We start from the raw sequence: 14,196 nt of genomic DNA on the forward strand, positions 1-14,196 counted from the left end.
AAGAATCGGAAAGAGGTGTGGTGAATCGGAAAGAGGTGTGGTGAATCGGAAAGAGGTGTGGTGAATCGGAAAGAGGTGTGGTGAATCGGAAAGAGGTGTGGTGAATCGGAAAGGAGGACCGTCAACGGGAGATGTGATTCAGTTCGGTTCCGGCGTGAGGACCTGATTTTCCAACGGTTCGCCCGTTTCGAGGCGTTCGAGGTTCCCTGCAACGATATCGGCGAGCCGGTCCCAGTGGAGCGGCGTGTGTCCGCCGGTGTGCGGCGTGATGAGGCAGTTCTCCAAGTCCCATAGCGGATGGTCGGCCGGGAGGGGTTCGGGGTCGGTCACGTCGAGCGCCGCCCCGCGAATCTTGTTCGACCGGAGCGCGGCGACCAGTGCGTCGGTATCGACGATTGGGCCGCGAGCGGTGTTGACGAGAACGGCGTCCGTCGGCATCGTCGCGAGCTCCGACTCCCCGATGAGGCCGCGCGTCGCCTCCGTGAGCGGACAGGCGACGACGACGTACCGACTGCGAGAGAGGGCGTCGTGGATGGCGTCCTCGTCGAAGCCGACCACTTCGTTTGTCGGGCCGCCTTTCTCCGGCGTGTACCGAACGCCGATGGTCTCTACCTCGAACCCCTGAAGACGTTGGGTGACCGCCTGTCCGATGGACCCGAGACCGATGACGGTGACGGTGCTCCCGGTGAGTTCCCCGGATTGGAAATGCCGCCACTCGGAGCGCCGCTTGCGTCGCCATCCCTCGTGCAGACGGCGGGAGAAGACGAGCATGTTGCCGACAGCCTGCTCGGCGATGCCGGGCGCGTGGATGCCCCCCGCGTTCGTCACCGCGACGCCGCGTTCCGCGAGTACGTCCATGGGAACGTGGTCGGTGCCCGCGAACGTACACGCGAACAGTTCGAGTCGGTCGGCGCGGGCGAGCAGCGCTTCGTCCACGGTGATGCCGGTGACGACTCGGGCATCCGCGACGAGTTCGCGCTCCATCTTCGGCGTCCGAGCGTGAACGACGGTTCGGTCGGGGAGACGTTCGCGCAACGCCTCTGCGTACGATTCCATCGAGAGTCCTTCGGTCCCCTCGCGGAGGACGACGATATCCGGGTTTTCACTCATGTGCACCACCGCGTCTGCTGACGCGAATCGACGGTCGAACGATTGTCAGGCCCCAACTTAGTCCTTTTGTGTAGTCGCTGTCAACGAATTGCGTTTACAATTAAGTGGTTGGGCGTGCCAGTACCACGCATGGCGGAACCAATACGCGACCGACTCGCCGACGTGCGGCGGGAGTTTCATCGGTACCCGGAACCGGCGTGGCGCGAGTTCTACACGACGCATCGACTCGTTGAGGAGATTCGGGAGGTCGGCGTCGACGAACTCGCCGTCGGCACGGAGGCGTACGACAGCGACGACAGGATGGCCGTCCCAGACGCCGAGGACATCGAGGAGTGGTCCGAGCGCGCCCGCGAACGCGGTGCCGACCCCGAACTTCTCGACAGCATGGAGGGTGGAAACACTGGGGTCGTTGCGGTCCTGAATCGAGGGTCAGGACCGACGGTCGGCCTACGGGTGGACATCGACGGCCTGTTCATCGAGGAATCGACGGACGACGACCACGTACCCGTCGCCGAGGAGTTCAGTTCCGAAGGGGACGGGACGATGCACGCCTGCGGTCACGACTCCCACATGACGTGGGGGTTGGCGACGCTCGAAGCCATCGCGGAGAGCGACTTCGAGGGGACGCTCGTCGTCTTCTTCCAACCCGCCGAGGAGGTGTCGGGTGGCGGCCACCCGATGGCGGAGAGTCGGTTCGCCGACGACCTCGATTACCTCTTTGCCGTCCACGTCGGATTGGACCATCCGACCGGCGAGGTCGTCGCCGGAATCGAGCGACCGCTCGCCATGTGCCACGTCGACGTGACGTTCGAGGGGACCTCCGCACACGCCGGAAAAGCGCCGCAGGACGGCGATAACGCGATGCAGGCGCTCGGAACCGCCATCCAGAACGCCTACGCGATTCCGCGGCACGAGGACGGGATGACCCGCGTCAACCTCGGATGGGCGGAAGCCGGGACGTCGAGCAACGTCATCGCCGATTTCGCACACATCGAAGCGGAGGCGCGCGGCGAGACGACCGAACTCATGGAGTACATGCAATCCCGCCTGAACCGGACGCTCGAAACCGCCGCCGAGATGCACGGCTGTGACGTTGACATTGACGTGCGGAGTAAATCCCCCCGCGCGGACAGCGACCCCGAACTCGCCGACGTCGTGGCGAACGTCGCCCGCGACGCCGATGGCGTCGAGTCGGTCCTCCCGGCCGCGGACTTCGGCGCGAGCGAGGACGCCACGTTCCTGATGCGACGGGTACAGGAGAACGGCGGTCTCGCCACGTATCTCATCGTCGGCACCGACCACCCGACGAGCCATCACACGCCGACGTTCGACGTCGACGAACGGAGCCTCGAAATCGGCGTGGACGTGTTGGTCGAATCCATCCGTTCCGTCCCGGGGACCGAAGCGTGAACTCCGAACGGACGAACGACCAGGACGTGTACCCGTCCGCCGACGATATCGTGGGCGTGAACGACGTGAACGCCGCTCGAACGCGTCTCGACGGCGTGATTCACCGGACGCCGCTCGACCGCTCGACGACGTTCGCGGAGCGAAGCGGGGCGGCCTCTGTGGGCCTCAAACTGGAGAACATGCAACGAACGGGGTCGTTCAAGAGTCGCGGCGCGTACAACACGATGGCGCAGTTGTCGTCGTCTGAGCGCGAGCGCGGCGTCGTCGCGTCGAGCGCGGGCAATCACGCGCAGGGCGTCGCCTTTGCCGGGGGATTGCTCGGCATCGACACGACCATCGTCGTCCCCGAGGTGACCCCCTCCGCGAAGATAGAAGCGACCAGAGGATACGGCGCGGAAGTCCTCGTCGAAGGCGATATCTACGAACGGTCCTACGAGCACGCCCTCGAACTCGCGGACGAGGAGGGGTTGCGATTCGTCCACCCGTTCAACGACGAGGAGATAATCGCGGGACAGGGAACCGTCGGCCTCGAACTGCTCGACCAGTATCCGGAACTGGATACCGTCCTCGTCTCCATCGGCGGCGGCGGCCTGATTTCGGGAATCGCAACCGTTCTCAAGGCGCACGACCCGGACATCCGTGTCGTCGGCGTGCAACCGGAGGGCGCGTTCCACGCCAAGCCGTCGCTCGAACGAGACGAAATCCACGAACTGTCGGGCGTGGACACCGTGGCCGAAGGCATCGCCGACACTCGACTGCTCGACAAGACCTTCGCCGTCATCCGCGAGCGAGTGGACGACGTGGTGAGCGTCAGCGACCGCGAGATGAGCGTCGCCGTCGCGCTCCTCGCCGAGCGGGCGAAAACGGTCGCGGAAACCGCTGGCGCAGCGCCGCTCGCGGCGCTGCTCTCCGGCGCGGTGGACGTCACGAACGAACACGTCGCGGTAATCGTCTCCGGGGGCAACGTGAACCTCTCCGACCACGCCGAGCGTACCCGCTCCGGTTTGATGCGACTCGGCCGGTACGCGGAGGCTCGCCTCTCGGTCGCGGACTGGCCGAGCGGACTCGACGCGCTCACTGAAACCCTCGAACGACACGGCGCGGAACTGGAGGAACTGGAGCGGGCGCGCCGAACCGACGCGGACGACCCGAATCGAACGCCGGTGACCATCGGCGTGGCGGGAGGCGGACGGGACCATCTTTCGACGGTGTTCGACGCGCTGGACGACCGGGACGGCATCGCGGTGGAGAACGGTCCGTTGGACGGGTGAAGTCGGTCGCAAATCGTCGTCGGGCGGCGATTCGACCGCCGGAATTCGGTTCGAACCTTTTAGGCCGGTTTCGCGGACGGCGTTCCCGCCGCCTCGATGGCTTCGTTCAGGATGCCGACGCCGAGTTCGATTTCGCGCTCTGTCGAGTCCAGCGGCGGGAGGAGCCGGATTGTCTTCGACCCACAGCCGAGGGTGAGGAGTCCGCGTTTCAGCGCTTCGCGGACGACATCATCGCGTCGGTCCGCGGTATCGAACTCCACGGCGAGCATCAGCCCTTTTCCGCGCACGTCATCGACGTGTGCCGGTGCGCCATCGCGGAGCAACTCCTTAGCTTGCCTGCCGCGTTCCGTCGCGTTGTCGAGCAGGTCGTACTCCTCGATGGCTTCGAGCGTGAACGCGCCCTGCATCGACGCGAGGAGGTCGCCGCCGCCGAACGTCGACCCCAGACGGTTCTTCTCGGACGGGAAGAGGTCCGACCGCGAGATTGTCGCGCCGGTTCGAAGCGCCTTCGCGCTGGCGATGACGTCGGGTTCGATGGGGTAGTGGTCGGACGCCCACATCTCGCCCGTGCGACCCACGCCGGACTGGATTTCGTCGACGACGAGCGGGATGTCGTACGTCTCGCACACGTCGTCGATTTCGGCCATGAATTCGGTGTTCGGGAACCGATAGCCCCCCACTCCCTGAATCGGTTCGATGGTGACGAACGCCACTTCGTCGGGGTTGACGTGGCCGCCTTCCGGTTGGAGCGCGTTCCGTAGCTGTGAGCCGTTCTCGGTGAAAAAGCCACAGTCACAAGCGTCGTCGGTGTCGCCGGACGCCTCGCAGAACGGGACCATCCGAACGCCGCCGATTTCCGGGTAGTGGCGCGTGTACACCTCGTTCGAACGAGTCAATGAGAGGGTCCCGAGCGTTCGTCCGTGAAAACTCCCGTCGAACGTGTAGGCGTACTTGGCGGCGGGCTTGTGGTCGTGGGTTATCTTCATCGCGTTCTCCATGGCCTCGGCCCCGGAGTTCGAGAGGAAGACGGTGTCCATGCCGTACTGACTGGAAACATCGACGAGTTTCTCGACAAGGTGGCTCGACGCGGGGAATTCCGCCGTTTCCGGGTCCGGTCCCGCGCCGAAGTACATGTCCTGTCCGGCGACCTTCATCGGTTCGACGAGCGAGAACTCGCGCAGTTTGTCCAGAATCTTCTCGTTGTTGTAGCCGAGCGGTGCCGCGCCGATGTGGCAGGTAAAATCGAGCAGGACGTTGCCGTCGACGTCGGTGACGAACGGGCCGTCCGCCTCGCCCGTCACGTCCCAGACGAACTCGTGTGAGAACTCGCTCGGCGCGGAGTGCTCGTGATGAAAGTCGATCCACTGCTGTGCGTTCGGACCGGGGAGCGTGGCCACCTCGGGATTCGCCGTGTCCCTATCCATACACAATGTTCGTATATTGCGTTATTAAAACTTGTTGTCGTTGCAGGATTGGACGATGGTTGTCGGTCGGGTGGCCGGTCAGTCGTCGTCTTGACCGGCCACATTCGCCCCGTCCGTCGATTCCTCCCGTACCGTCGGCGCGCCGATGAGTTTCGTGCGGTCCTGGAGGAGGATGCCACCGGATTCCTCCTGGAACGTTTTCACGAGTCCGAGCATGGCGAGCAGACAGACGACGGCGAAGGGTGCACCTGTGATGATGGACGCGGATTGGAGCGCATCGACACCACCGACCACCATGAGAATGGACGCGACTGTCCCCTGAAGCACCGCCCAGAAGATGCGGTTGATAGAGGAGGGGTGTTCCTTTCCGCCGGTCGTTATCATCGACACCGCCAGCGTCGAGGAGTCGGCGGAGGTGACGAAGAACGTCGTCACGAGGATGAGGAACGCGGCGAGGAGAAGCGGTCCGATGACCGGAACCGCGTTGAACAGGACGAATCCAGCGACCGACTCGTCGTACTGGCCGATGGGGCCGAGGATTTGTGCGACGCCCGTGTTCTGCATCGTGACGGCCGTCCCGCCGACGATGATGAACCACGGAACGGTGGCCATCGACGTTGCGCCGATTCCGGCGAACGCGACTTCGCGGACGCTCCGGCCGCGCGAGATGCGGGCGATAAACAACCCTGCGAACGGCGACCACGCGAGGGGCCACAACCAGTAGAAGACGGTCCACTTGTTCACCCACTTGTCATAGCTGTGAGGTTGGGCCGCTTCGGTAAAGAGGCTCATCCTGAAGAAATCGGTGACGAACCGACCGAACGCCTGTGACCCGAGTTCGAGGATGCGGAACGTCGGGCCGAAGATGAGCGTGGCGACCATCACGAGGAAGAACAAAACCATGTTGAAGTTCGACAGCCACCTGATGCCCTTGTTGACCCCGAGTACGAGCGAAGCAGTGAAGATGACCGTCATGCCGGTGATGACTAGAATGGTCCCCACGTCTCCGAGTTCGATACCCCACTGGAAATCGAGTCCTGTGATGAACTGGCTTCCGACGAACCCCAACGACGTGGCGACGCCGCCCAGCGTTGCGAAGACGGCGAGGATGTCGACGGCCTTCCCTATCGGTCCGTCGACGTTGTCGGCACCGAGTATCGGCGTCAACACCGCCGACACCCTGAGCGGGGCGTCGTAGTTGTAGACGAAGTAGCCGATGGCGAGTCCCATCACCGTGAAACACGACCACTGGGTGAGACTCCAGTGGAAAATGGCGTACTGCACCGCGATGGGCATTGCCGCTGCCGACTGGTCCGGAACGTTGTAAAGCGGCGGCACGCTCCCGTAATGAGTGAGCGCCTCGGCGGGTCCCCAGAAGACGATGCCCGCCGCGAGTCCGGCCGAATACATCATGGCGAAGTACGAGAGATAGCTGTACTCGGGTTCTTCGTCGCCCAACCGGAGTTTCCCCCACGGGCCGAAGATGAGGAACGCGAGGAAGAGGACGAAGGCCAACATCACGATGAGGAAGTACCAGTTGAAGTACTCCAGAATCCAGAACTGTATTCCCTCGACGAACTCGTACGAGTCGGCCGGGTTCAACACGAACGCGGCGACGAAGATGAGCGTGACCGCCGCACCGGCCCCGAAGATGGTCGGTTCGATTTCCTCGCGGAACTCGGCGATTGCACCCTGGTCGTCGGAGTTGCTCATTCGAACCCACCCCCCAGCCGTCGGGCCGACGGCTGTGTTTTCGACCCGGTATTCGTCGTCTTCGGTCGCCGAACGGTCATTCCCCCGTCCACGATGGTCAATCCGTCCTTCCCGTAACGGCCGTGTGATTTGTGTCTCATGGATGATAATTGATGGCAATAGCCATGGTGTATGGTGGCATACATAGCATGCATCGTGAATGACGGTGATAAATATTACGGATATTGATGCTAGCGCATACAGTATATGTTTATAAGATTGACGTGAGAACGTTATCTGTGTACGACTACAACAGTTATAAGATATGTGATGGTATAACATGCTTTATGGAAAATGGATGGTGGCCGTTCTCCCAGAAGGAATTCGACAACGGGGCCATTCCCGTTCGAAACTCGCGGTGGTGAAGAGCTAATCGGGGTTACTCCCGTACTTACCGAGGATAAAGCCGGTTTTCTCGCCGTTCCGAATCGGGGCCCGAAAACCGCACCTTCGTAACCCTTAATCGCTGTCGTACACAATTTCCGTTTATGAGTGATGAACCATCCGAGCGCGAGGCGAGATACGACCTCGCCTACTCCGCAGATCGGGACCGAGGCATCCTCACGCCGAGCGACAGGGAGTTCCTTATCGGGCGAAAGTCCGACTACACGGAGCACTCCAAAAAGCAGAAGCGAAATCGGATTCGCCGTCGCCTCCGGAACGCCATTCTCGACTTTACTCTTCTCTTCGAACACCTCGAAGACCGTGACCGGGAGACGGTCTTCAACCCCGACGACGACGCGAGGGACGCCTACACGCAGGGAATCACCGACATGCTCGCGTTCCTCCATCTCGGGACGATGGGCTACTACACCCCGTTCAAGGACATGCTCGCCCAAGGCGTCAACGAGGCCGAACAGGAACTGGCGGGGTCGGACTACCGCATGGTCACGGTGGATTTCAACGTCGAACCGGTCGGTCAAATAGACGTGGACGAGGTCATCGACAAACTCGAATTCGGCGACTTCGAGGAGATAACCGACGAGGAACTCCGCGCGTTCATCCGCCTCCTCACCGAATCCGACGAGTTCTCCGCCACGTCCATGCGCTCGGAGATGAAAGAACAGATGCACTCGTTCATCGAGAAGGTCAACGCCGCGGCGGAACAGCGCGACCAGCGCGTCGAAGAGTTGAACGACTGATGGTATCGAGTCAGCCGAGGTACGCGATAGCGTCCATTTCGACCCGCACGTCACCCGGAAGCCGTGCGACTTCGACGCAGACCCGCGCCGGTGGGGTGCCGGGAACCCGTGCGCCGTACGCGTCGTTGACCGCATCGTAGTCGTCGAGGTCGGTCAGATAGACGGTCGTTTTTACAACGTCGTCGAGACCGTCGCCGCCCGCCTCATCGACGACGGCGGCGATGTTATCCAACACGCGCTCGGTCTGCGTTCGGATGTCGCCCTCGATATCGTCACCGGTTTCGGGGTCAACGGGACCGTACCCGGAAACGTACAGCGTGTCACCCGCGTGAACGCCTTGTGAATACGGATTCTTGTTACGCGGTGCCTCGTCCGTGATGATTCGGTCGGTATCACTCATGATGGTTCGAAATCGTTCGAAGGTTCGAAGAGTCGGTCGAAGGTTCGTTCTACGCGGTCGCCTGCCGTTCCGCGGTCACTTCCCGGACGGCCTCGACGATGACGTCCATCGCGATTTCGGCCAGTTCCTCCGTGAGGACCAGCGGCGGGAGGAGGCGGAGGACGTTGCCGTGGCGTCCGGCCTTCCACACGAGAACGCCCTGTTCGTAGCAGTACTGTTGAATCGCGTCGACGGTTTCACCGTCCGGGTTTCCGTCCGCGTCCACGAACTCCGCGCCGACGAACAGCCCTTTTCCGCGAACCTCGCCGATGCTGCCGGTCTCGGTCGCGGCCTCGTTCAGTCGGCCGCGGACGTACTCGCCGAGGTCGCGGCCGTGCGCCAGCAGGTCGTGGTCTTGAATGTACTCGATGGCGCGCGTTCCGGCCCGCATCGCCACGACGTGCCCGCGGTAGGTGCCCGCGTGGTCGCCCGACCCCCACGTGTCGAGGTCCTCGTGGTACATCGTTCCCGAGAGCGGGAACCCGACGCCGCCGAGCGCCTTTGCCGTCGTCATCACGTCCGGCGTGACGTCGTACCACTCGCTGGCCCACCACTGCCCGGTGCGGCCGAGGCCGCTCTGAATCTCGTCGAACACGAGCACCACGTCGTTGTCGTCGGCGATTTCCCGAAGCCCGGTAAGGAACCCTTCCGGCGGCGTGATGATGCCGCCCTCGCCCTGAATCGGTTCGACGAAGATACCCGCCGGGTTCGCCAGCCCGCCGTAGGGGTCTTCGAGGATGGCTCGAACCTCTTCGAGCGCGTGGTCGACCGCTTCCTCCGGCGTCTTGTCCTGTCCGAACGGATGGGGATAGGGCGCGTGAACGACGTCCGAGAGGAGGGGCGTGTAATCGCCCTTGAAACCCTTGTTTCCGGTGAGGCTCATCGCGCCGCTGGTCGCGCCGTGGTACGCCCCCCGAAATGCGATGAGGCCGTCGCCGCCCGTGTTGTACTTGGCGAGCTTTATCGCGGCCTCGATGGCGTCGCTCCCGGTCGGGCCGCCGAAGACGAACTTGTTGTTGCCCTGAAGCGCCCCGGGCGCGATTTCGTCGAGCTTCTCGATGAGATCGAGGCGCGCCTCGCTCGGAAAGTCCACGGTGTGGACGAGTTTGTCCGCCTGTTCGTGCACCGCATCGAGAACGTACGGGTTGGCGTGTCCCACGTTCAGCACGCCGATGCCGGCGAACATGTCGATGTACGTGTTCCCGTCCGCGTCACGAACCGTCGCACCCTTGCCCGATTCGAAGGCTATCGGAATGTCCTCCGGGTACGAAACCGCGCTGCTGTCGATGTCGCGTTGTTTGTCCAGCAATTCCCGCGTGTTCGGTCCCGGAACGGTTCCGACGTCCGGTGCGTCCTCGAAATGGAGTTCGTCTATCGGTGGACTCGCCGTCATATGGGATACCATGTGAAAGAATTATAAATAAGTTGTCCACGATTTCTATATGCGGCATAAACGAAATCTGAATTCGAGGCCCGTACACGGTTTTCGTACTGAGAGGCAATAAAGACAGTCAATTGATATTTACTCGCAGGAATTATCCACTGTAGAAGATGCGCGGGCCGGAGAAACGGCTCCGTTCGTCCACCTACCTCGAGAGTAGAAACGACCGTTCGAGTGACGATTCGACGGGAAAGATGGGATTCGCTATTCGACCCAGATGGTCTTTCGGTTGACGAACTCCTGAATGCCGATTTCGGAGAGTTCGCGCCCGTAGCCGGATTCCTTGACGCCGCCGAACGGAACCCGCGGATCCGATTTCACGAGTTGGTTGACGTACACGCAGCCCGCGTCGATTTCGTGGGTGAGTCGTTCGCCGCGCTCCCGGTCTTCCGTCCAGATGCTCGCGCCGAGGCCGAACTCCGTGTCGTTCGCCTTCGTAATCGCGTCCTCCTCGTCGGCGACGCGGTAGACGGATGCCACGGGGCCGAACAGTTCCTCCGCGTCCGCGGGACAGCCCTCCGGGACGTCGGTGAGAATCGTCGGCGGATAGAACGCACCCTCGCGGTCGAGCGGTTCGCCGCCGAGTTCGACGGTCGCGCCCGCGTCCACGCTCTCGGTCACCTGCTCGTGGAGTTCCTCCATCAGGTCCGCGCGGGCCTGCGGGCCGACGTCGGTGTCTTCGTCCATCGGGTCGCCGACAGTCAGCGCGTCGAACTCGTCGATGAGTCGGTCGATGAACTCGTCGTATATCGCGTCGTGGACGATGAAGCGTTTCCCCGCGATACACGACTGGCCGCCGTTCTGATTGCGCGCCCACGCGCCGGTCTCCGCCGCCGCGTCCAAGTCCGCGTCGTCGAGCACGACGAACGGGTCGCTGCCGCCGAGTTCGAGAACGGTCTTTTTGAGGTGTTCCCCGGCCGTCGATGCGATGGCTCGACCCGCGGGGCCGCTCCCGGTGAGGGTCGCCGCCTTCACCCGGTCGTCGGCGAGCAGGTCCTCGACGGACGACGAGGGAAGGAGCAGGGACTGGAAGACGCCCTCGGGATACCCCGCGTCGCGGAATATCTCCTCGATGGCCAGCGCACACCCCGGCACGTTGGAGGCGTGCTTCAGAATCCCGACGTTCCCCGCGGTGAGGTACGGGGCCGCGAAGCGGAACACCTGCCAGAACGGGAAGTTCCACGGCATCACCGCTAGAACGGTTCCCAACGGCTCGTACGACGTTTTCACGGCGGAACCGGCCGGACTCGGGTGATACTCGTCGGCGAGGTACGCGTCCGCGTGTTCCGCGTAGTGGTTACAGAGCCACTCGCACTTCTCGACTTCCGCTTTCGCCTGCGAGATGGGTTTTCCCATCTCCCGCGTCATCAGCTCAGCGTACTTCTGTTTTCGCTCGCCGAGGATATCCGCAACGTCCGAGAGGAGCTCCTCGCGCTCCCGAAGCGGACGGGTTCGCCACGAATCGAACGCGTCCGTCGCGGTGTCGAGTGCCGCCTTGGCCTCGGTGATGTCCTCGTCTTCGTACGTTTCGATCTGGTTGCCGGTTGCGGGATTGATGACGTTCATAGTCCTTTTTCGTTGATGACGTCTACAAATGCTGTGTTCGTAACTGGCATAAAGCTACCGCCGGGGCGGGTCGGCGCTCGGTGCCGCCCGTCGGTGCCATAGCGGTCGATACGTGACGGACGAAGATAGTAAACCGTTACACCGACGGAATACGTTCGAGATATCCCGGATGAAAAAGCGCGGAATTCCGCGTTCGATTACCCGTCGTCGGGTCGCGGGGCGTTTTCGTACTTGACCATCTTCTCGGGTTTGTCGGTAATCGTCTCGTAGATGCGTTGGAGCGTCTCCTCGGCTTCGAGGAGGTTGTGGTCTTCGAGAAATGCGCGGCCCTCGTCGGTCAGACCGTAGAACTTCCAGGGATAGCCTTGGCGGCGCTGTGCGTCCGGCAGCGCGACCTCCGTTACGATTCCCGCGTCGATCAACTTTTGAACGTGCTTGTAGACGGTTGCCTCGCTGATGCTCGGGTTGAGCTGTTCGAGCTCGTACATCGACGGGAGTTGCCGTGGGTGCTGTAGGATATTCGTGACCAGTGTGAACCGGGTCCGTTGGGTCACGAAGTGGACCAACTCACGGGCCTCCGTGCTCTCACCCGTTCCCAAATCGGTACTCATACTGCAAGCTACGCACCGGCACGACAAGTAGTTTACCCTGGAGTAAATTACTCCAGAGTAAATTCGAATACCTTACTCGGTAAATCACTTCGTAAATATTATGCTGAACACGCGACGTGCGTGTACTATGTCCGATGAAGAGTCGCCGGTTCCGGAGGGTATTCTCACGAGCGCAACTGCTCGACTCGACCGGGACGAGATTTCGCTGGCCGACAACGAGGAAATCGTCCGGACGCTGGCCGAGCTCACACCCGTTTACGAAAACGACCGCTCGTACTTCGTCCTCGGAAACTACGACAGAGACCCGATTCGACGGTTGAACCTCGTGACCGACCGTCTGAATCGTCGGGAGGACGCCTACGCGTTCCGGATGGTCGATATTCGCGGCGAATGGGACAACAGCATCCAGAAATTCTGCCTCATCGCCGACCTCGTTACGTACCTCGTCGGTGTTGCAGAGAAGGACCCGAGCGATTTCCTCGTCGAACAGGGCCTGCTCGTCGGTACCACGGAGTTCTTCTCGAAGAGCCACGTTCTCAAACGGGAGTACGACGACGAAACGCATCCGTTCGGATGGATGCAAGATGGCGTCTTCGACCTCTTCGAAAAAGAGGGACGGTTGTATCGGTGGCGGACGGACGCGGAACTCCTCGAAGCGGCCGAGTCGCTTCCGTAAACTTCCCCGCGAAGACGGGAATCACTCGGCATTTGGATAGAGGTTTCGAAGAAAGTGGTCTCCAAATACGAGGACGAGCACCGCACCCACGAGATCGAACAGGAGGTCGAGGAGGATATCCGATCTGCCGTAGGAAACGAGAATGGGTTCGAGATCGAAGCGGTCGGCGACGGCGTGAATCGTATACTCCATGAGTTCCCACAAAGCCCCGAGACCGACGACGACTGCCAGAACGCGCGGACGGGGGTCGCGTCCGTTGTGGCGAGCGGTAACGAAGACGAGGCCGCCGAGGAGTGTCGCGGAATGCGTGTGAGTGAGATGGTCCCACCACCACACGTCGTCGTACGGGCCGAGCATTCCGACGGTGTGGGTCAGCATCGCGGCGTCCGAATAGACGCGTTGCCACGGTCCGAAGGTGATGTCGTACTCGCGTTCGATGGCATCGGGGAGATACGTCGCTGCGAACGCGACCAGCGCGTTGACGATTGCGCCGGGGTTCCGTCGGCGAAGGCCGACGACGAACGCGGCGAGAATCGCGTACCTGACTCCTCGTTCCGTCTCCCGCGCCGCCCGGTGGTGGTTGCTCTCGGCCACGGCTCTCAATCACGAGTGATGAAGGTTGCTTTGCACAAATACTATGTGCTCTGCCGTGTTTTCGCGTCACAGATGGTCGGCGTGGGAAATGCGACCCCACCGATTCCAAGCGCTGGCTGCTCGCAATCTTCGCCGTGGACGATATCGGTGCAATCTCGTCCACGGTCTCGTACGTCGCTTTCGAGACCGACGGAAGTGCCCCGCTCGGAGTATCTACTCCGTGCGATTCGCATCCGAAGTTTCGAGAACGAGTCGCCGACGGGTCCCGTTCGAGAGGCGACCCATCGAAACGGAAGGGACGTTCACGTGAGCTTCGCGCGCAGCGTCTCGAACTCCTCGTCGTCGATTTCGCCGCGGGCATATCGCTCACGGACTGTCTCCATCGCTGGGTCGGTCGATTCCTCGGGAACGCGACGAGTCATCAGGTAGTACACGAGCGCGAGCGGAACCGCGACGAGGAGTACCATCCAGAGGAGTCCCCAAAGGCCCATCGAACCGGCACCCGCCATCCAGCCATCGCCCCACATATGGCCACCGTCCCACATATGTGCACTGCCAATCGCGCCAGTGGCGCGAGCGGCAACGGTTCCGGTCGCGGTGGTGACGAGCGTCGTCGCGATGGCAGTCAGCCTCACGGTTCCAATTTCGATTCGACGTGTACGAGTCATGTGTAGCTCACCTTCACATCTATTCCTACGATGTCTATCGAATTATATTCGAAGCCAGATTACCATCGTTTGAGAACGAGAACGCGACACTG

General features: G+C 62.0%; 13 protein-coding genes. 4 read left to right on the forward strand and 9 right to left on the reverse strand.

All coding sequences use genetic code 11. The features are described from left to right. Positions 1–138: 138 nt before the first annotated feature. Positions 139–1,110, reverse strand: coding sequence for a D-2-hydroxyacid dehydrogenase (locus B208_RS0120390; RefSeq protein WP_018129104.1), 972 nt, complete (start codon positions 1,108–1,110; stop codon positions 139–141). 129 nt (positions 1,111–1,239) lie between these two features. On the opposite strand from B208_RS0120390, the gene B208_RS0120395 reads away from it, so the two are divergent. Together B208_RS0120395 and ilvA are read left to right on the forward strand one after the other, a co-directional pair. Next, entirely contained in the window at positions 1,240–2,520 is a 1,281-nt protein-coding gene (locus B208_RS0120395) for an amidohydrolase (protein WP_007980833.1), read from the forward strand. After that, on the forward strand, positions 2,517–3,791 hold the full coding sequence (ilvA, locus tag B208_RS0120400; RefSeq protein WP_007980832.1) for a threonine ammonia-lyase: 1,275 nt from the start codon (positions 2,517–2,519) through the stop codon (positions 3,789–3,791). The genes B208_RS0120395 and ilvA overlap by 4 nt, the downstream gene beginning before the upstream one ends. Positions 3,792–3,850: 59 nt before the next feature. On the opposite strand, the gene B208_RS0120405 is transcribed toward ilvA, so the two are convergent. Together B208_RS0120405 and B208_RS0120410 are read right to left on the reverse strand one after the other, a co-directional pair. Next, positions 3,851–5,215 (reverse strand): aminotransferase class III-fold pyridoxal phosphate-dependent enzyme, encoded by a 1,365-nt coding sequence (locus B208_RS0120405; protein ID WP_007980829.1) that lies wholly within the window; start codon positions 5,213–5,215, stop codon positions 3,851–3,853. Between the two features lie 78 nt (positions 5,216–5,293). Continuing rightward, positions 5,294–6,928: a BCCT family transporter gene (locus tag B208_RS0120410; protein WP_007980827.1), complete on the reverse strand. Its 1,635-nt coding sequence runs from the start codon at positions 6,926–6,928 to the stop codon at positions 5,294–5,296. A gap of 527 nt (positions 6,929–7,455) precedes the next feature. Here B208_RS0120410 and B208_RS0120420 point away from each other — a divergent pair. After that, positions 7,456–8,109, forward strand: a complete 654-nt coding sequence (locus tag B208_RS0120420) for a hypothetical protein (protein ID WP_007980825.1) — start codon at positions 7,456–7,458, stop codon at positions 8,107–8,109. 10 nt (positions 8,110–8,119) lie between these two features. Here the strand turns inward: B208_RS0120420 and B208_RS0120425 are convergent, their stop codons facing one another. From B208_RS0120425 to B208_RS0120440, 4 genes are all read right to left on the reverse strand, one after another. After that, a complete protein-coding gene (locus B208_RS0120425) occupies positions 8,120–8,509 on the reverse strand; it encodes a Rid family detoxifying hydrolase (protein WP_007980823.1) in 390 nt (129 codons plus the stop codon). 49 nt (positions 8,510–8,558) lie between these two features. Next, the gene (locus B208_RS0120430) at positions 8,559–9,941 is read right to left on the reverse strand and encodes an aspartate aminotransferase family protein (RefSeq protein WP_007980821.1); all 1,383 of its coding nucleotides are present in this window, start codon (positions 9,939–9,941) and stop codon (positions 8,559–8,561) included. A gap of 252 nt (positions 9,942–10,193) precedes the next feature. Further along, positions 10,194–11,555: an NAD-dependent succinate-semialdehyde dehydrogenase gene (locus B208_RS0120435; RefSeq protein ID WP_007980819.1), complete on the reverse strand. Its 1,362-nt coding sequence runs from the start codon at positions 11,553–11,555 to the stop codon at positions 10,194–10,196. 197 nt (positions 11,556–11,752) lie between these two features. After that, a complete protein-coding gene (locus B208_RS0120440; RefSeq protein ID WP_007980817.1) occupies positions 11,753–12,166 on the reverse strand; it encodes a winged helix-turn-helix domain-containing protein in 414 nt (137 codons plus the stop codon). Between the two features lie 127 nt (positions 12,167–12,293). On the opposite strand from B208_RS0120440, the gene B208_RS0120445 reads away from it, so the two are divergent. Beyond that, the gene (locus B208_RS0120445) at positions 12,294–12,842 is read left to right on the forward strand and encodes a hypothetical protein (RefSeq protein ID WP_018129105.1); all 549 of its coding nucleotides are present in this window, start codon (positions 12,294–12,296) and stop codon (positions 12,840–12,842) included. A 21-nt stretch (positions 12,843–12,863) separates the two neighbouring features. Here B208_RS0120445 and B208_RS0120450 read toward each other — a convergent pair whose 3' ends face one another. Further along, the gene (locus B208_RS0120450) at positions 12,864–13,436 is read right to left on the reverse strand and encodes a hypothetical protein (RefSeq protein ID WP_007980813.1); all 573 of its coding nucleotides are present in this window, start codon (positions 13,434–13,436) and stop codon (positions 12,864–12,866) included. A 302-nt stretch (positions 13,437–13,738) separates the two neighbouring features. Further along, the gene (locus tag B208_RS0120455; protein WP_232423893.1) at positions 13,739–14,104 is read right to left on the reverse strand and encodes an SHOCT domain-containing protein; all 366 of its coding nucleotides are present in this window, start codon (positions 14,102–14,104) and stop codon (positions 13,739–13,741) included. Positions 14,105–14,196 lie beyond the last annotated feature (92 nt).

It is taken from the genome of Haladaptatus paucihalophilus DX253, assembly GCF_000376445.1.
Classification (GTDB): Archaea; Halobacteriota; Halobacteria; order Halobacteriales; family Haladaptataceae; genus Haladaptatus; species Haladaptatus paucihalophilus.